We start from the raw sequence: 17267 nt of genomic DNA, 5'->3' as shown, positions 1-17267 counted from the left end.
GCCGCGGGTCAGTCCGTGATCCTGGCGAGGATCTCGAGGGCGCGGCTCGGGGGAACGAACAGCCGCGTGCGGTGCTGGATGATCTCGGTGAAGCAGCCCGCCGCCTTGAGATGCGGCAGCGCCTCGGGCTTCCAGTCCAGCAATTCGAGGCGTTGATCGCCGGCGACCAAGGCGCGCTTCAGCCGCAGCGCTCCGATCGGCATGATCTCGCCCGAGGTGCGGACGTGCTCGACCCGCGCGCCGAGGTCGATCTCGACATGGGCCGCGATGCCGAATGCGCTGGCAATCCGCTCAACCAGCGGCGCCGGAATAAGACGCCCGAGAAGCGACTGGCCGTCATCGCTCGTCAGCCGCCAGACCTGGACATGATCGTCGGGCAGCTTGCCCCACACCGGAAGCAGCAGGCCAGTGACCAGATAGATGATCTGCGTGCGCGTCTGCGCCGCCATTGCGTCGCATTCGGCCTGCCAGGCTTCGTCGAAGCTCGCCCGGTCCACGTCGGTCCAATGGGTTTCGGCGAAGAGGTCCTGCCGGTGCCGTTCGGTGCGCGTCGGCCGCACCAGCTCATAGCGGCGCACGGTCCGCCCCTCTTCGTCCGTCAGCGAGAAGGTCGGCCGGCAAATGGCGGCCTTGCCGGAACGCGGGTTGATCAACCCGCGCGCTTCCGGGTCGGCCAGAAGCCAATGCGCTCGCTCCAGGGTCAGCGGCCGATATCGCTCCTCGGTTTCGATACGCAGGATCTCGGTTTCGGCGCCGCTCACGGGATCGCGCCGGATCACCGTCCGGTCGAGGATCGAAATACGGTCGGCCGCGATCGTTTCGACGCCAAGATCGAGGGTGCCGGCCTCGCGTGCCTTTTCCACCCGTGCTTCGATCAAGCCGAGATATTCGTCGAAGATCGCGTTCTGCAGGTCGATGCGCAGCGCCAGGATGCGGTTCAACCACCGCTGGATCGTGGGCAAGGTCTCGGTGAGCCCCCCGCCCTCCCCGGCCAGGTTCAAACCGGTGAGCGCCTGGAACTGATCGAAGTGGACCGATTGGAGTTTTGCCTGGAACAGCAGGCGAAACCACTGGTCGAGCGATTCCCGCGCGAAGTCGGACTCCAGATTGTCGCGGGGGTCGAAAAGTCCCTGCCCGCCGGTCTGGCGTTGGCCACGGGTCAGCGCGCCCAGGCTGTCGAGGCGCCGGGCGATGGTCGAGATGAACCGCCGTTCGCCACGGCAATCGGTGGAAACGGGCCGAAACAAGGGCGGGCAGGCTTGGTGGGTGCGGTGCGTGCGGCCCAGCCCCTGGATCGCCGCGTCCGCGCGCCAACCGGGCTCGAGGAGATAGTGAATGCGGCGGCTCTGATTGGGCGCGTCGAGGCTGGCGTGGTAACTCCGCCCCGTGCCGCCGGCGTCGGAGAAGATCAGGATGCGCTTTTCGCCGCGCATGAAGATGTCGGTCTCCGCGAGGTTCGTGCGCGCGCTGCGCCGTTCGATCCGCTGACGGCCGTCGGCATCGACGACGATCCGCCGGCTGCGGCCCGTCACCTCGGCCACAGCCTCCGTCCCGAAATGCCCGATTATGTGATCGAGCGCCGAGCCGACGACCGGCAGCGCACAGAGTTGCTCGAGGAGCTGGTCGCGCATGGCCATCGCTTCCCGGCACAGCACGGGCTGCCCGGCCTCGTCGATCATCGGTTCCGAGCGCACCGTGCCGCTATCGTCGGTATAGGTGCGCATCTGGCGCACGGGAAAGGCCGCGGTCAGATAATCGACCAGGAATTCGCGCGGGGACAGCTCGATATCGAGCCAGGCGCGCTCCTCGGGGGACAGGTCGGCAAGGGCACGATCGAGCATCGCTTCCGAGGTCGACACGAGCTGGACGACGGCGCAGTCGCCGCGCGCGAGATCGGCGGCGATCGCCGGGATCAGCGAGGGCAGCTTCATCGACAGCAGGATCTGGCCGAAGAAGCGTTGCTTGGTCGATTCGAAGATCGACAATGCCGCGGCCTTCGCGCCGCTATTATAGGTGGCACCGCTGAAGCCGTCGGTGACGCGCGTGGCGGCGAGCGCGGCCTGCAGATTGTTGTGAATGATCGCCCAGGCATCGGCATAGGCATTGTAGACGGCGATCTGTTCTTCGCTGAGCCGATGCTCGAGGATGTCATATTCGACGCCGGCGAAGCTGAGCGCCCGCGCGGCATAGAGGCCCTGCGCTTTGAGGTCGCGGGCGATCAACTCCATCGCCGCGATGCCGCCTCGGCGCAGGGATTCCACGAAGGCCCGCCGGTCGGCGAAGGCCGTCTGCGGTCCCCACAATCCGAGGCGTGTCGCATAGGCAAGATTGTTGACATCCGAGGCGCCCGTCGCCGAGGCGTAGAGAATCCGGGCGCGCGGAGCGAGATTTTGCAGGCGGACGCCGGCAATGCCCTGCTCGGACCCTTTCGTGGCGCCGAACCGGCCCTCGCCGCCGGCCACCCCGGCCATTTCATGCGCCTCGTCGAAAACGATGACGCCGCTGAAATCCTCACCCATCCATTCGATCAGCTGGCGCAGCCGCGTGCCCCTGTCGCCGCGGTTGGAGCGCAGGGTGGCATAGGTCAGGAAGAGGATCCCATCGCCCAGCGCGATCGGGGTGCCGAGCTTCCACTGGTTGAGATGCTGGATGTCGAGCGGCAAGCCGCCAAGCGCCGACCAGTCCCGGCGAGCGTCTTCGACCAGCGTCTCGCTCTTGGATATCCAGAGGTGGCGGCGGTTGCCACGCAACCACTGGTCGAGGATGACGCCTGCCACCTGCCGCCCCTTGCCGGCGCCCGTGCCATCGCCAAGGAAAAAGCCGGTCCGATAGGCGTTACCGGCCTCTGCCGGCGACAGCGAAAGACCCTCCTCGCTGGATATGAACCGCCCGGGAAGATCGCGCTCGAACGCCGCGCCAGCGTAGATCAGCGTTTCGAGCTGCGCGTCCGAGAGCAGGCCGTCGTCCAGGATCCTGGCCGGCAGCACGGGTTCATAAGCGACCGGGGGTGCGGCAATCGATCCCATTGCCTGCGATTCGACCAGCGCGCTTGGGTGCTCACGAGCATCGGCAATCAGCAGACGGCTCGGCCGATAGGGCAGGTAAATCCCTTGCGGTTCGCCCGCGGGTGCGGGCGCGTCGAGACGGTGATAGGCGACCGCGCGGGTCGTGGGCAGGGTCACCGCCGCACGCGAGCAGACGGGGCGGGTCCGCCGCGTGAGGCCCCGGAACAATCCGCTGGGGCGGGAGATCGGCTGCGGCTGCGGCGCGCATGGGGTCGCCATCGCATCGATGGCCGCAAGCGCAGCGCCGAGCGTCGTGCAGGTCTGGCGCGGGACCGAGCCCCCTGCCCCGTCCTTTTCGAGGAGTATGAGCTGGACTGCCTGGCCGGTGCCGTGCTTGGCATAGGCATCGGGCGGCAGGTCGAGATGCAGCCGGGCATGCGCGCCCGCAGTGGCGTGCAGCCAATCCGCGTCCTCCGTCTCGATGCGGTCGGGGAGAATAACGGCGCAGCGCCCGCCTGGAGCAAGCCGCAACAGCGCGGAGCGCAAATGGCGAAGCGCGGCATGGCGATCGCGCGCGCGCCCCTGGCTTCGCGAGAAGGGCGGATTGAGGAGCACGACGCTCGGCACCAGTTGCGGATCGAGCATATCGTCGATCAGTTCGCCATCATGCGTGCTCAGCCTGCCTTCGGGAAAGGCGTGACGCAGCAAACGCGTGCGCCAGGCATCGATATCATTGAGAAGGAGGCGCGCGCCGGCGAGATGGGCGTGTACGGCCAGGAGGCCGGTCCCGGCCGAGGGCTCGAGCACGATATCGTGTGCCGTGATCGCGGCTGCCTTGGCGGCAAGGAAGCCGATCGGCGCCGGTGTCGAGAATTGCTGGAACGCGATCTGCGTTTCGCTACGCACGCTTTGCGTGGGAAGCGCCGCCGTCATAGCGATCCGCTGGGCGAGCCGCGCATTCGCATCTGCCGGGAGCGTCGCGTTCTTCAGATGGAGGACCTGCGCGAGTTCGAGCACATCGTAGGCGTCGCGCAATGACCACAGGCCATCGGCGCTCGAGCCACCGAAAGCGGAGGTCATTTCGGCAAGGAGGTCGTTACGTGCAACCGGACATCCTTCGGACAGCCGGTCGGCTATGCCTTGAGCAGCGGTACGGGCGGGATCATCGAGCGGCAGCGTGAGCGCGAGGGGGTGTGTGGCCATGGGGCATCTCCAGGTCTGACACCTGGCATCAGCGCCAGGTCATCAGCCGGAAGGCTCCCTCCCCTTTCAGGCCGCCTCGGCGGCCCGGCGGACACGCCAAGCATCATTCCAGTCCGCGTGCCGTTCCGGCAGCCGGAGCACCAGTTCGCGTCCATTGGCTGTGAGATGGGGGCGGGCTTTTTTGAGCATGGCGGCAGCGGCGGCACCGCGATCGCCATAGACGATGATACGCTTGACCCGTTCGGGGATGGCGACAAGCCCAAGGCGTTCGACCCCGCCCAGCGCCCAGGTGGGCGTTCCGAACCAGGCCATTGCTGAAAGGGCGTCCTCGATGCCTTCGGCAAGGCCAAGCTCCTCGCCGGCCGGCGCCAGACGAATGGCCGCGTCGCCGAGAAGGCCAAGGGCAATCTTCGGCTTTGGCATGGGTTTGTGCAGGATGTCGGCGAGATCGAGGCAGGTCCGCTGGACGGCGACAACCCCCAGATCATTCTCGACCGCGGCGATCATCGCCGGAAAGAACCGGCGGCGCTCACCGGCCCCGACGATGGTGCGCGGGTTGTAGCGCAGGCAACGCGGATAGGGAGGCGGCAGACCGCGCGCCGCCAGATAATCGGCCGCTGGAGATCCGGCGATGGGCTGGCTCGCCTTCCATAGGCGAAGTGCAAGAGCGCGATGGTCCGCGGCCGCCTTCGGGCGCGGCATTGTGAGCGGCTCCGCATCGTGAAGTTTGCGCCGGCGCAAAGCAGCCAGAACATCGCGCGTGTCGCAGCCGGCAAAGCAGTGGAACAGGATCGCCCGCTCGCCCAGGCGTACCGACAGGCTGGGACCATGATCGTTATGTGCCGGGCACCGGCATTCGCCGCGCGTACCGCGCCAGATCCCACCCAGGGCTTCGACAATGGCTTTGGCGCGATGGGGAGCAGGTATGGGCATCGACTAATCCTCGGAAGTGGTGGAGCGCCGCTGCTGATTGCGCCCTCCCCTCCCCGATATTTCACCCCGGCATGCCTTTGGGTGCCAGGATCCCGAATTCCTCGACGATGCGATCGGTTGTGTAGTGCGTCGCGCCGTCGCGTTCATAGGAGTTGTCCTTGAGCCGTCCGGCTATGCGCACGAGATCCCCGACTTGAGCCCGGTCGGCGATATGTTTTCGCTGGCCTTCGCTGAAGACGCTCACGCGGTTCCAGTGGCTGTCTTCCTGCCATTCGTTATCGTCACCCTTGCGGCGATAATTCGCGCAGACCGACAGCAGGGTGACTTTCGGCCGCGCGTCGATTTCCCCGATCCGGCCGATGATCTCGAACTTGGCGAAGTTGATCATGCACCCTCCATGCGCAAGGTCATTTGGCCGGCAGCCTATCGTAGGCGGCTAACTTCGCGTATCCCTCCAGGCGGGGGGATTGAACGATTGCATCAGGCGCGACGCCGATCTCTTTCTCAAAATAAAAAGAATCAAAACGCCGCTGCTCGCAGCGGAAGCTTTTCCGATTCAAAAGGATTCAGATTCAGGAGGCCGAAAGCACAGCATTTCTGCGGGTTTGAGCAAGCTTATCCTGACCGGACGGGGGATTTTGCCTGCCCTTCCGGGGGCGCTTCCCTGACCGATCGGGGGATGCAACCTGACCTGCTGGGGCCTTCCTGACCGTATGGGGGACAGCTTCCTGCTGGAGTGATTCGCTCGCCATAGCGTTCGTCAGGGACTTTCTTCGGCGTCCGCGCTGCCGTTTGCGCGGGTCCGGGCGCTTGGAAACGCGACTCGCCGCACTTCCTCATGGTTTGCTGCTTCGGAGCGAAGTTCCATCCTGACCTCTTGGGGGCCGAATCCGGTGTCTATCCTGCCCTGACTTGACGCGTAAGGACAGGTCAGGCAGATTTTCTCCCACGCTGGACGAATCGGCGCAGACTTCATGGCATGGATGACGAGCAAGCCCTAGATCACGCTGTAACGCCCTCCCCCACCGGCGATGACGCTTCTCCGGGACGGGCGATGCGGGTGGCTGCCGCCCTGCAGGCAAAGGGCGGTGACGAGTTCGCCAAGCCCGGCAGCATCGTCGAGGTCAAGTTCGTCAAAGGCCAGTCGCTTAGCCTGACTGCTTCGCGTTTGCTTGCGCTGATGATTTTGACCGCGGGCGGTGATGCCTGGGAGGACCGCCCGCACAAGATGCGAAAGGCGGACATTCGCCGCGGCCACAAGGGCAATGAGCGCATCTCGGATATGCTTGAGGAATTGCACCGCACGCTTTTCGCGGTCGACGACAAGTCCTGGCGCGGCAAGAAGGCGACGCTGCGCTTTTCGCTTATCTCGTCGTCGCGCGAAGAAGCGGAAGACGAAGAGGGCGCGGACGCTGGGTGGATCGAGTGGGAGTTCACGCCCGAAGCCCGAAAGCTGATCCAGGAATCGGAGACCTATGCGGTCCTGAACCGCCAGGCGGTGCTCGGCTTCCGATCAACCTATGCGCTCAAGCTGTACGAGATCGGGGCGCTGAGGCTGCATAGGCGCCAGTCGCTCTGGAAGGGCGACATGACGGCGCTGCGTGCGCTGCTCGGCATCGCGCCGGACGTCTACAAGGATTTCGCGCAGCTGCGCCGCAAAGTTCTCGAAAAGGCGAAGGCCGAAATCGACCAGCTCGCCCATTTTCGCGTGGAGTGGCGGGAGATCCGCCAGGGCAGAACTGTCACCGAAATCGAATTCCGCTTTGAGCCCAAGGATGCTCCGGCCCAAATCGCGACCGTGGATGAGATCGGTCGGCACTCTGCGGGCAGAAAGGCGCGGCGCGAGGACGAGGTGGAGACCGTTGCCGTCGAGGCTGTCACACAGGCGGCGGTGGCGGCCTTGGTGTCAAAGGATAAGGCTGGGGCAGGGGAGGTCACCTTCCCGAACGGCACGATCCGCTTTGGCTCGGACACGCTCGCGGCCATCGGCCGTTCGGCTGGCGGCGGTTGGGACATCGATCTCATTGCCGATGCCTATCGCGCGCAGATGGGCGAAAGGCTGGCGAAGCTCAAGGGCGCCAAGCTGATCGCATCCTGGACCGGCTTCTGCGAGAGTTTCCTGGCACGACGCGGGCGCCCCTGAGCCGAAATTGCACCGGTGCAATTTCGGGGTGAACTGCCCCCAAGGGGTCAGGTTGCGAGGGGGCGCAAAAGGTCTGCGGCGCAGATTGGGCAAGTTTCGCCCTTCGGGCTGGGCCGACTTGCGAAAATCAGCCTTCGATTGACCTAAAAGTGCAAATTGAGCTATGCCCCCTCTAGTTTCGCAAGGGGGCCTCTCTTGGCTGCATCACTCGACATTGAGGGCACGCAGGACCTGCTGTCCGTCTCGACGCTCGCACAACGGACCAGCTCTGTCCTCGAGCGGCTCCGCGACTCCGCGCGGAGTGCCCGGGCGGACGAGCGGCGCGAGCCGACGTTCCCGATTGGCAAGGCCGCGGAACTGGTCGGCCGAACCGCGGCGGCCATTCGCGAGGCCGAGAAGGACGGCCGCTTGCCGCCGCCTCCGCGAACCGAGAATAATCGGCGTGTCGGCTATACCCTGGCGCAGCTCAACGACATGCGCGGACTGTTCGGCACCCGGCCCTGGCGGGCCGCAACCGATCCCTGCTGCGTTATCGCGGTGCAGAACTTCAAGGGCGGGGTGGGGAAATCGACTCTTTCGGTGCACCTGGCCCAATATCTCGCGATCAAGGGCTACCGGGTGGCTCTCATCGATTGCGACAGCCAAGCGTCGGCAACCACGCTATTCGGCTATGTGCCCGACCTCGACCTGACCGAGGAGGACACGCTCTATCCATTCCTGCGGCACGACGACATGGAGTCGCTCGACTATGCCCTGCGCAAGACCCACTTCGACGGCCTCGAGCTTGTTCCGGCCAATCTGCGGCTGTTCCAGTCGGAATATGAAATCGCAGCGCGCATGGCGCGGGGGCAGGGGAACCTGATCGACCGCATGGCGCAAGGCATCGCGAGCATTGCCGATCGGTTCGATGTGGTGGTTCTCGATCCGCCTCCGGCGCTCGGCGCGATCTCGCTTTCGGTGCTGCGCGCGGCCAATGCGCTGGTGGTGCCGGTTCCGCCGACGGTGATGGACTTCTCGTCGACGGCGGCCTTCCTCGCCATGCTCGATGAGACAATAGAGACGCTGGCCGATCGCGGCTTGGCGCCGTCGCTGCAGTTCCTGCGCTTTGTGGCGTCCAAGGTCGATGAGAATAAGTCGATGCAGAAGGAACTGCTGAACCTGATGCGGACCCTTTTCGGTCACGCGATCGTCCGTACGCCGCTCAAGGATTCGGCCGAAATCGACAATGCAACGGCGCGGCTGATGACCGTCTACGAGCTGGACGGCCCGGTCACCAGTTCGACGGTGCGCAACCGCTGCCTTGCCTATCTTGATGGCGTGAACAGTGAAATTGAGGTCGACATTCGGTCGATGTGGCCGAGCCATTTGACGCGGCTTCGCAAGGAGGGACTCGCCTGATGCGAGCAAAATTGCACCGGTGCAATTCCGGGTAGAAGGGGTGGATGATGAGCAAGAAGAACGCCAACTTCGCGGCTGATCTGGTCGCCGGAATCGACCCGGGGGCGCAAGCCCCAGCGGCGCGGCGCCCTGGCATCGGTGCGAGCGTGCTGGCGGGCCGGGAAAGCCGGCTTGCCGAATTGGCGACGGGCAGCGTCGTCTCGCGCACCCATGAGCTTGTCGATCCCGCGCGCTGCCGAATGTGGGCGGGGCATAACCGCGAATATGCGCTCCTCAATGAGGAGCGGTGCGCCGACCTCATCGAGAGCATCAAGGCGCAGGGCAAGCAAGAAATGCCCGCCATCGTTCGCCGCGTGAAGGACGATCCTGCCTTCGATTTCGAGGTGATTTGCGGCGCGCGCCGGCATTGGACGATCAGTTGGCTGCGCGCCCACAACTATCCGGATTTCCGCTTTCTCGTCGATATCCGTAGCCTTACCGACGAGGAGGCCTTCCGTCTCGCTGACCTCGAGAATCGGGCGCGCGACGATCTCACCGATCTGGAGCGCGCGCGCGACTATCTGCGCGCGCTCGACGCCTATTATGAGGGGCGCCAGAAGGTGATGGCCGAGCGGATCAATGTCACGGAAAGCTGGCTCAGCCGCTATCTCGACCTTGCCCGGCTGCCGGCGGAACTGATGGCGGCCTTCGCCCTTCCGCAGGATCTCAGGATCAAGCATGTCACCGCGATCAAGCCTCTCTTGAAACCGGAGGATCGGCGGCAGCGTGTGTTCGCCGAGGCGGGACGTCTCGCTCAGGTGCAGTCCGATCGCGCAGCACCGATGCCGGTCCCCGATATCATACGCGCGCTCGCTCTGGCCGCCGATCCCCCCAAGAGGTCAGGATCCCCCAAGAAGTCAGGAAAGCCGGAAACGATCGTGTCCGAAGGGGGGAAACCATTGCTGAAAGTGGAGGCGGTGGATCGTAAGGGTCTCAAACTTACCTTGCTCCCGCATGCCGGTGGTACGCGGGCTGAAGCGGAGGCCGCGTTGAAAGCGCTGCTCGATCAGCATTGGAGCTAGGACAATCTTCAGCGGTTCTGAGACGTGAGAGTTTTGTCTTCACATGTTGAATATGGACTGCCCTATGACTGCAGCCTTCCAGGATGACATTCGCGAGAATGAGATCATCTCGCCCCGTCGTCTGGCGGAGCGCCTGCGCTTCTCCATGGCGCATTTGGCTCGCGTTGCTCGCCTGGATCCTAAGGCCATGACTCTGTATCCCTCCGCCCCGACCGTGCAGATTAAACTGGAGGAAATAGCCCGAGTTATAACGCGAGCGGCAGAACTTGCAGGCGAAGAAGGCAAGGCGGTTATCTGGTTCAAGCATCAACCCATTTCTGGAGTTGGGAAAACGGCCGCGGAATTGGTTGCGAATGGCGATATCGATATCGTCATGGAAGATCTCGATCGTATGGCTGCCGGGGTCTATTCCTGACAGGCGTCACTCAAGGCCGAAAGGTTAGCTTGTCCGCAGGACCTTTAGGCGAATGTCTTCTTCTCGTAGACGGTGACAATCGCCCGGCCATCCCAAACGTAGCACAGGTGCCGCTCCTGTCGGCTGTTGGCGAGTAGGCGAGGGCGGAACACCGCGGCGCACTCGCCGTCGGCGTCGCGCACGCTTTGGTACACGATGCCATCCGAACCTTGCTCACGCAGGTGCCGGCCAAGCGCCTGGCCGGCGGCATAGCTGTCCGGGGCGTAGAGGGCAGGGCGTTCATCGCGCAGGCCGCGAATATCGTGGAGCATGGCGTCCAGGTCGACCGCGTAGACGCGCATGTCGAGTTCCTGCGCCGGTTCGTGGGTGTACGCCATGAAGCGGGTTCGGTGATGGCGCGTCTCGGCAACCGCAGTCTCGATGGTGCTGGCAGCGTAGAACAGCCCGAAACTGCCGTCACAGAACCGGCTGCCATCGGGATTTAGGTGGGTGAACGCTGCCATGATCGCCGATGTTCCGGGTCCCGATACGCGGTCCTCCGGTGGGACGAGGGCGAGGTCCCCGACCTCGTCGCGAAGCCGGTCGTTGGTCATCGCCTCGATCGCATAGACCGCTTCCAGGTCGGCCGGATCCGCGACATCCTCAAACAGCGATATGGGCGGGAACCGGCTTGCGACGATCCGGTAGCACGGTTGCCACCGCACTTGCGTCGTCGCAATGGCATCCATCAGCCGCGCTGCGCGTCGATATATTGACGCACCACGTAGAGATCGGCAACATTGCCCGAGGCCATCCGCTCGATCGCCGGGCGTCCGGCGAACAGCGGCGCCTCATTGGGTTTGCGTACCCATTCGTTGGCGGTACGGGGCAGGAGCATCTTCAGCCCCTTGTAGATCCCCATGACATAGGAGATGCGCTCCAGCGCATCCTTGGGAATCGCCGCGACCGCGCCGCGCTTCCAGGTCTGGAAGGTCGAGCGGCTGTCGAGCCCGAGAAGCTTCATCTGCTCGGCTTCCTTGAGGTCCCAGGCGTCGGCAATGCGGAAAAAGGTGCGCAGCGCCGGACCGCTCAGATCCTTGCGGCTGGGCGCTTTGGCGGGGACGCCGGAATGGGCAGTTGTGGCCATTGGCCATCTCCTTCTTTCTCTGTCTATGTATGATATCTGTACATAACGTCAAGAAGAGATCAGTTTTCATACACGCCGAATGCGCGCGATGCCGCGTCAGGGATGGCCAGAACTGCCGGCGAGCAGCCGGTCGATCTCACCCATCGCCGCGTCGAACTCGGCAAGAGCCGCATGGGGGAGGGCGGTAGCCTGGTCCAAAGACGCCGGCTGCCCATCCCTTCCCGGTTCTTCGACGACCAGCAGGGCCTTCCCCTTGACCGTCTCCCGCCGTGCCATGCGCGCCGCCACAAGGGCGTCGCCGATCGCATAGGTGCCGCGCCGACTGATCCCGAACGCCCAGGTGATCTGATCGAGCCCGAGTGGCGCAAAACCAGCGAGCAGGATCCACACCTGCGGTGCCCGCGCGCTCGAGCGCAGGTGCCCCAACTGCTCGCGCATCAGCACCGCGCGCCGCCGCGCTTGCGCGACCAGCTCGGCAAGCCGGGTCACGCTGCGCTGGAGGCTGCGGGCCGCCAGCATGGCGCGTTCGCCCGGCCAGAGCTGCGGCTGCAGCGTTTGCGCCGTCACCGCGCCGGGGCAGGGGAGGGCGCGGGCCCACGCGCCGGACGCGGTCAGCAGCCGCCCCAGCGCGGCATCGACCGCCCAGAGCGGGGTGCGCGTGGCGGCCTGCTCGATCGCCACCGCGCGGTTCCCAAACGAACGGATTTGCACCGCGCGCTCCAGCGGCGCGAACCGCGGATCGGCGCGCAGCAGCGCGTGCAGGCGGGCCAGACCCGCGAAGGGCAGGGGGGTCTCGTCATCCGCGCCGGCCTGTTTCATTAGCGTGATCGCCCTGCCGATCGCTTCCTCCGCCAGCGCGTCTTCGGCTTGCATCGGGCGGTCGGCCCCGAAGCGAGCGGCCAGAGCGATGGTCTGCGCGGCATCGGCGAGCGGTTCCCACGGATGACGGCTGAGTTCGCCGAGCAGGGCGCGGACCACGGCATAGGCGGAGCAGCCGGTGAGGGGTGTCTCTTGGGGGCCGCGGTCGAGCCCGGCGAACCAGGCGTTGAACCGGTGTTCGGCGTCCGCAAATCCCGCTTGCGCCAGGGATGAAAGCAACACCTCCCGCAGCAGCCCTACGCAGAACAGCCGTTTTTCGATATCGGTGAGGCTGGCGAGGAGCCCGTCGAGCCGGCCGAGCGCCAGCGCGCATTCGCCTTGCGCGAGGGCGAGCTCCTCGGGTGGGACGTCGGTGTCGGCGGCGAGGGGATGGAAGCGCTCCATGCCGGATGTGTAGTGAATGCCAAAACACTGCACAACTACTCAGGTGGTTGGTGAACGAACATGTGATAATTGCAGTTATCACATAAGCGAAATTGACACCTCATTGTATGGTGGAGTACAGCGGCGGCATGGAAGCCAGTGCATCAGCCGGGCAAAAAAGCCTTGAAAACGGCGATTTCAACGCCGCTGCCGCGGTGACGGCGACCTTGCCACCGGCGACCATGCCCGAGCTTGCCTGGACAGCAACACAGATGCGGACGGAGACCCACATCGTCGTCAATGCGGAACTGATCGCCGCTTACCAGGCCGCCAGCTCGCCGCATTCGATCCGCGCGCTGAAATCCGATCTTGAGGCCTTCGACCTGTGGTGCCGACGCACGAAGCGGATCGCGTTACCAGCAACGCCGGAGATCGTCGCCGGCTACCTCGATGCACGATCAGAGCAGGGGGCCAAGCCTGCTTCTCTCGGCCGCTACAAGGCATCGATCGCTAAGATCCACCAGCTGCTCGACCTGAAGGACCCCACGCAGGCCGAGCTGGTCAAGCTGCGGCTGCGCGCCATTCGCCGCGAGAAGGGCACTGCCCAGGCGCAGGCGCGCCCGCTGCGCTTCAAGGGGCCGGTGAAGGACGTCGAGCACGATAAACCCCGTGGGATCAACGTCAAGGCACTCCTGGAGGCTTGCTCGGATGACTTGCCGGGGTTGCGGGACCGAGCGCTGTTGTCGGTCGCCTATGACAGCGGGCTGCGGGCCTCGGAGCTGGTGGCGATTGAGGTCGGGCAAATTCAGGGTGCGCTTGATCCTGAAGCGCGCTTGCTGGCGATTCCGCGAAGCAAAAGCGACCAGAAAGGTGAGGGAGCTACGGCCTTTCTGTCGCCGCGGTCGGTTCGGGCGGTCGCAGCCTGGATGGAGGCCGCCGGCATAGAGGAAGGAGTGTTGTTTCGCAGGGTGCAGGTTCGACGATACAAGGCACGAGCAGCCGTCAAGGGGCGGTCGATCGACAGTATTTCCTCACGAGAGAAGTGGGATTTGCGTAAGACACTGCCGAAGAAGGCTATTTCGGCTCGCACAGAATATGACATTGGGACGGCTGCTCTACATCCCGGCTCCATCGGACCGATCTGGCGATCGATCATCCAGCGGGCATTTGATCGCGACGCGCTGCCGGACCTTGCGAAAGAAGATCTGGCCCGCTTGCTGAAGGGAATAAGCGCGCATTCGACGAGGGTGGGGCTCAACCAGGATCTCTTCGTGGTTGGGGAGGATCTCGCCGGCATCATGGATGCGCTCCGCTGGAAAAGTCCGCGGATGCCGTTGAGCTACAATCGCAATCTCGCCGCTGAGGCGGGGGCAGTGGGTCGCCTGTCAAGTAAGTTGGAGTGATCCGCATGGAGATCGCAGGCGCCGGTCCGCAGCTTTGGGATCTTCAGATTGAGCCTGCCGAGCCGGGTGTCGAGGCTGCGGTCGCGATAGCCATTGCGCTAAGGTTTGTGGGAATTCATCGGGAATTGATGATGGCTGCGGCGAGGTAGATCATGGCCTCGAAGCTGCGGTCTGTTTTGCAGGCGCGCATGGCGAAGCGTTTGAATTCCTTGAGCTTGCAGAAGAAGTTCTCGATGAGGTGGCGCCATTTGTACATTTCTGCGTCGAGCGGAATGGGTTTGGCGCGTCGCGGGTGCTGTGAGATGACGACTTTTGCGCCCCGCTTGTTGAGATCGGCGACGATAACGTTGCTGGCGAAAGCCTTGTCAGCCAGCAGTGCGCCGAACTCGACACCTTTGATGAGTGGAGCAACGCCAACCGTGTCGAAGCGATGGCCGGGCATCAGGCGGAAGCGGACAAGATTGCCCAGCGCATCGGTAAGGGCCAGGATCTTGGTCGTCATGCCCCCTTTGGAACGACCAATGGCCTGGCTCTGAGTCCCCCGTTATGGATGGCCCGCCCCTTACCGAAGCTAGGTGCAGTACGCTGCGATCTGGCTGACTTGGAGGGACGGATGATGCGTATTGCGATGCTCGGTGTGGATTTGGGGAAGAACAGCTGCAGCCTGGTCGGGCTGGATGAGGCTGGCAAGGTAGTGCTTCGCCGCCGGATGCGGCGCGAGACGGTGATCGCGTTCGCCGGCAAGTTGCCGACCTGCGTGGTCGCCATGGAGGCCTGTTGTGGGGCGCATCATATGGGGCGCATCCTGGCAGGCCAGGGACACGAGGTCCGACTGATGTCGCCGGAATATGTCCGGCCCTACGTGAAGGCGCAGAAGAACGACGACCGCGATGCAGAGGCGATTGCGGAGGCGGCAACACGGCCGACGATGCGGTTTGTAACGCTCAAGAGTGAGGAGCAACTCGACATGCAGACGTTGCACCGCGTGCGTGACCGGCTCGTCGCCGAACGCACCTCGCTGATGAACCAGATCCGAAGCCTGTTGCTCGAGCGCGGTCATGTTGTCCCCCAGGGACGCGCTCGACTGGCGGCAGCGCTGGTCGACCTGCTGGACGGCCTGGAGCCGAGGCTGAGCACGCGCATGGCGATGCTGGTCGGCGATATGCGTGACCGTTGGCGATCGCTGGATGAGAGGATCGCCACCTTCGACCGCGAGTTTGCCCAAGCCGCGGAACAGGACGGGCAGGCGCGCCGACTGCTGACCATTCCCGGGATCGGCGCACTCAACGCAACCGCGCTGGTGGCCGCGGTCGGCGATGCCGGCACATTCGCGCGTGGTCGTGATCTCGCCGCCTGGCTCGGCCTCGTGCCACGCCAGGCGACGACGGGCGGCAAGCCCAAGCTTCTCGGCATCACCAAGCGCGGCAGCCGCTACCTGCGTAAGCTCCTGATCCAGGGCGCCAGATCAGCCATGCCGACGCTGCGCAAGACTGATACCCGGCTCGGCGCCTGGTTGCGCGGCCTGCTCGCCCGCGCGCATCCCAATACCGCTGTGGTCGCGCTTGCCGCCAAACTCGCTCGGATCGTTTGGGCTCTGCTGCGCCACGAGCGTACCTACCACATGCCGGCACTGTCGGCCTAAGAAGATCGATCGGCGATAAATGCTGGTCCCAGATGTCTGCGGGGGGCGAGCGATAGATGGCCTGACAGTCAACCGGTGTCCCGGAACCCTATGGCGCAAAATGGCACTCGATGCCGGCTCCTTTATGAGGACCAGGACGCGCGGATCTCCATCTTGGCCGAGGGTCGGTGCCCAAAGGCCGGATACGTTTTCGCAGACTGATCAGACCATCGATCGTAACCCTCTTGCCGACGGGGCGGGCCATACGTTTGCGCCCTGGCCGTGCCGGTGAACCTTGACGATGGTAGCGTCAATCATTGCGTATTCCATGTCCGGTTCGTCCGACAGGGCATCGAAAATCCGCTTGAAAACATCGGTTTCTCGCCAATCACGAAACCGCCGGAACGCCGTGCTCCAGTTGCCGAACATCGCCGGCAGGTCGCGCCATGGACTGGCCGTTCGGACAATCCACAGCACCGCCTCCATGAATAGCCGGTTGTTCCTGCCACTGCGTCCGGGATCGCTGATCTTCCCTAGGCAGTGTGGTTTTATCTGCGCCCATTGCGCTTCCGTCAGGACAAAGCGTTCCGTCCGGAGTGTGAATCACAACTCCAGCAAAATGGGAATCCTAAATCCCCACAAACCTTAGGTCGGCAGGTCCCCGGAACGCTCATGCCGGCCAGCGCAGACGATGCCGTCGACATCGGCCTCTATGATGATCTGCATACGCTCTCTGCGATCGTACGCAGGAAATCTTCGTTCCCTGAGGGCATAGTGTGGAAAGTACGCTAAATAAGCTAAGGGCGAACAATCGGCGAACGCTTACGCGGCGCGGCTATCTTTCGGCAGATTGAGGGCCTTGCTGCCAGCGGAAGCGGCGGCTCGCTTCCATAGGAAATCGCCGGAGAATGCAATATGCTCCCAGCCTACCGGAGACGTATGGGCGGAGAGATCATCAGGCACCGCGACCGAGGTTGATCGTATATGCTGGGTTGTTTCTTGCTCTTTGTCATGCCGATTCCCGTCCAAAAAAGTTCATCTGCGCCTATGGACAGCGAGGAGTAAAGAAACATAGTGTGAGAACGGATATGGAAGGGGTGAAGCAGTCGCCCTTCAGAGCGTCCACAGAACGATCGTTTGCGAGACATGCCGGAGAGCTGGCGGCGTAGGGTCGCCGAAAGCACGAACGCCCCCGCCTCCGATCGGCGCTTTCCCTTATAGAGCGGGCCGCGATCGCCCCATCTTCGTGCCTTCGGCGACTGAACCGCATGAGCCCCGATCGGGGGCCGCGTGAGCGAGCCTGCCTTGACCCAAGGCGACCTGTTCGCCCTCGACAGCCCGTTGCTGACTGGGGTTCGTGGCGAGCGTTCGTTGATGGCGTTCCCCTTCTTGAGCAAGGGCAAGGGGACCAAGCCGCTCGCCTACAAGACCGACACGGTTTCGATCTACGACAAGGAGGTTCTGCGTTATATCGCGAGCCTTTTGCTGGCGAAGCTGGACGCCGGCGCGGAGTTACGGTGCAATCGTCGTCGGAAGGGAAGGAGCGGGTGGATAGGGCACGACCGATCCATGCGGACGCTGTTCGCAAATACATCCTGCGACATATCAGCGACGATGAGGCGCGAATGCTCGTGACGATCGTGGAGCGATTGGAAAAATGGATAAGTCGTCACCTTTCCCGGAATACTATCCCAGCGGGAATGCGGCTATCCTTTAC

14 protein-coding genes and 2 pseudogenes are annotated in these 17267 nt (G+C 64.0%); 7 read left to right on the top strand and 9 right to left on the bottom strand.

Going from position 1 to position 17267, the window contains the following annotated elements:
- Positions 1–8: 8 nt before the first annotated feature.
- The 3 genes from EWH10_RS17685 to EWH10_RS17675 form a co-directional block, all read right to left on the bottom strand.
- Positions 9–4208, bottom strand: a complete 4200-nt coding sequence (locus EWH10_RS17685) for a strawberry notch-like NTP hydrolase domain-containing protein (protein ID WP_188453294.1) — start codon at positions 4206–4208, stop codon at positions 9–11.
- Between the two features lie 66 nt (positions 4209–4274).
- Positions 4275–5141, bottom strand: a complete 867-nt coding sequence (locus EWH10_RS17680; RefSeq protein ID WP_130030116.1) for a DUF7146 domain-containing protein — start codon at positions 5139–5141, stop codon at positions 4275–4277.
- Positions 5142–5202: 61 nt separating this feature from the next.
- Complete coding sequence (locus EWH10_RS17675) at positions 5203–5529, bottom strand: single-stranded DNA-binding protein (RefSeq protein ID WP_007688082.1); 327 nt, start codon at positions 5527–5529, stop codon at positions 5203–5205.
- 666 nt (positions 5530–6195) lie between these two features.
- Here EWH10_RS17675 and EWH10_RS17670 point away from each other — a divergent pair.
- The 4 genes from EWH10_RS17670 to EWH10_RS17655 all read left to right on the top strand — a co-directional run bounded on the left by EWH10_RS17670 (position 6196) and on the right by EWH10_RS17655 (position 10158).
- The gene (locus tag EWH10_RS17670; RefSeq protein WP_007688083.1) at positions 6196–7284 is read left to right on the top strand and encodes a replication initiation protein; all 1089 of its coding nucleotides are present in this window, start codon (positions 6196–6198) and stop codon (positions 7282–7284) included.
- Between the two features lie 195 nt (positions 7285–7479).
- Positions 7480–8682 carry an AAA family ATPase gene (locus tag EWH10_RS17665; RefSeq protein WP_007688084.1) on the top strand — a complete coding sequence of 401 codons (1203 nt, stop codon included), beginning with the start codon at positions 7480–7482 and terminating at the stop codon, positions 8680–8682.
- 47 nt (positions 8683–8729) lie between these two features.
- A complete protein-coding gene (locus EWH10_RS17660; RefSeq protein ID WP_013849890.1) occupies positions 8730–9743 on the top strand; it encodes a ParB/RepB/Spo0J family partition protein in 1014 nt (337 codons plus the stop codon).
- A 64-nt stretch (positions 9744–9807) separates the two neighbouring features.
- Positions 9808–10158 (top strand): hypothetical protein, encoded by a 351-nt coding sequence (locus EWH10_RS17655; protein WP_007688086.1) that lies wholly within the window; start codon positions 9808–9810, stop codon positions 10156–10158.
- Between the two features lie 44 nt (positions 10159–10202).
- On the opposite strand, the gene EWH10_RS17650 is transcribed toward EWH10_RS17655, so the two are convergent.
- The 3 genes from EWH10_RS17650 to EWH10_RS17640 all read right to left on the bottom strand — a co-directional run bounded on the left by EWH10_RS17650 (position 10203) and on the right by EWH10_RS17640 (position 12547).
- Positions 10203–10886 carry an RES family NAD+ phosphorylase gene (locus tag EWH10_RS17650; protein ID WP_013041559.1) on the bottom strand — a complete coding sequence of 228 codons (684 nt, stop codon included), beginning with the start codon at positions 10884–10886 and terminating at the stop codon, positions 10203–10205.
- Positions 10886–11284: an MbcA/ParS/Xre antitoxin family protein gene (locus EWH10_RS17645; protein ID WP_007686501.1), complete on the bottom strand. Its 399-nt coding sequence runs from the start codon at positions 11282–11284 to the stop codon at positions 10886–10888. The genes EWH10_RS17650 and EWH10_RS17645 overlap by 1 nt, the downstream gene beginning before the upstream one ends.
- A 96-nt stretch (positions 11285–11380) precedes the next feature.
- Positions 11381–12547: a hypothetical protein gene (locus EWH10_RS17640; RefSeq protein WP_007686500.1), complete on the bottom strand. Its 1167-nt coding sequence runs from the start codon at positions 12545–12547 to the stop codon at positions 11381–11383.
- Between the two features lie 221 nt (positions 12548–12768).
- Between EWH10_RS17640 and EWH10_RS17635 the strand changes: the two genes are divergently transcribed.
- Positions 12769–13929 carry a tyrosine-type recombinase/integrase gene (locus EWH10_RS17635; RefSeq protein ID WP_130030158.1) on the top strand — a complete coding sequence of 387 codons (1161 nt, stop codon included), beginning with the start codon at positions 12769–12771 and terminating at the stop codon, positions 13927–13929.
- 17 nt (positions 13930–13946) lie between these two features.
- On the opposite strand, the pseudogene EWH10_RS17630 reads toward EWH10_RS17635, so the two are convergent.
- Both EWH10_RS17630 and EWH10_RS17625 read right to left on the bottom strand, forming a co-directional pair.
- Positions 13947–14027, bottom strand: a pseudogene (locus tag EWH10_RS17630) (transposase); the annotation flags it as partial.
- A gap of 17 nt (positions 14028–14044) precedes the next feature.
- Positions 14045–14470 (bottom strand): annotated as a pseudogene (locus EWH10_RS17625) (IS5 family transposase); the annotation flags it as partial.
- A gap of 75 nt (positions 14471–14545) precedes the next feature.
- Between EWH10_RS17625 and EWH10_RS17620 the strand changes: the two are divergent.
- Positions 14546–15571, top strand: a complete 1026-nt coding sequence (locus EWH10_RS17620; RefSeq protein WP_025552281.1) for an IS110 family RNA-guided transposase — start codon at positions 14546–14548, stop codon at positions 15569–15571.
- A gap of 201 nt (positions 15572–15772) precedes the next feature.
- Here EWH10_RS17620 and EWH10_RS17615 read toward each other — a convergent pair whose 3' ends face one another.
- Positions 15773–16126, bottom strand: a complete 354-nt coding sequence (locus EWH10_RS17615; protein ID WP_130030115.1) for an IS5 family transposase — start codon at positions 16124–16126, stop codon at positions 15773–15775.
- A gap of 729 nt (positions 16127–16855) precedes the next feature.
- Here EWH10_RS17615 and EWH10_RS22255 point away from each other — a divergent pair.
- Positions 16856–17185, top strand: a complete 330-nt coding sequence (locus tag EWH10_RS22255; protein WP_422917700.1) for a hypothetical protein — start codon at positions 16856–16858, stop codon at positions 17183–17185.
- Positions 17186–17267: the final 82 nt, after the last annotated feature.

The sequence above is a fragment of the Sphingobium fuliginis genome (genome assembly GCF_004152845.1).
In the GTDB taxonomy this organism is placed as follows: domain Bacteria; phylum Pseudomonadota; class Alphaproteobacteria; order Sphingomonadales; family Sphingomonadaceae; genus Sphingobium; species Sphingobium fuliginis.
This window is presented reverse-complemented; position numbering and strand designations above follow the sequence as displayed.

Coding starts and splice junctions, on each gene's coding strand:
- EWH10_RS17685 (WP_188453294.1), bottom strand. CDS start 4,208: ATGGCCACACACCCCCTCGCGCTCACGCTGCCGCTCGATGATCCCGCC.
- EWH10_RS17680 (WP_130030116.1), bottom strand. CDS start 5,141: ATGCCCATACCTGCTCCCCATCGCGCCAAAGCCATTGTCGAAGCCCTG.
- EWH10_RS17675 (WP_007688082.1), bottom strand. CDS start 5,529: ATGATCAACTTCGCCAAGTTCGAGATCATCGGCCGGATCGGGGAAATC.
- EWH10_RS17670 (WP_007688083.1), top strand. CDS start 6,196: ATGCGGGTGGCTGCCGCCCTGCAGGCAAAGGGCGGTGACGAGTTCGCC.
- EWH10_RS17660 (WP_013849890.1), top strand. CDS start 8,730: ATGAGCAAGAAGAACGCCAACTTCGCGGCTGATCTGGTCGCCGGAATC.
- EWH10_RS17655 (WP_007688086.1), top strand. CDS start 9,808: ATGACTGCAGCCTTCCAGGATGACATTCGCGAGAATGAGATCATCTCG.
- EWH10_RS17650 (WP_013041559.1), bottom strand. CDS start 10,886: ATGGATGCCATTGCGACGACGCAAGTGCGGTGGCAACCGTGCTACCGG.
- EWH10_RS17645 (WP_007686501.1), bottom strand. CDS start 11,284: ATGGCCACAACTGCCCATTCCGGCGTCCCCGCCAAAGCGCCCAGCCGC.
- EWH10_RS17640 (WP_007686500.1), bottom strand. CDS start 12,547: ATGGAGCGCTTCCATCCCCTCGCCGCCGACACCGACGTCCCACCCGAG.
- EWH10_RS17635 (WP_130030158.1), top strand. CDS start 12,769: ATGCCCGAGCTTGCCTGGACAGCAACACAGATGCGGACGGAGACCCAC.
- EWH10_RS17620 (WP_025552281.1), top strand. CDS start 14,546: ATGCGTATTGCGATGCTCGGTGTGGATTTGGGGAAGAACAGCTGCAGC.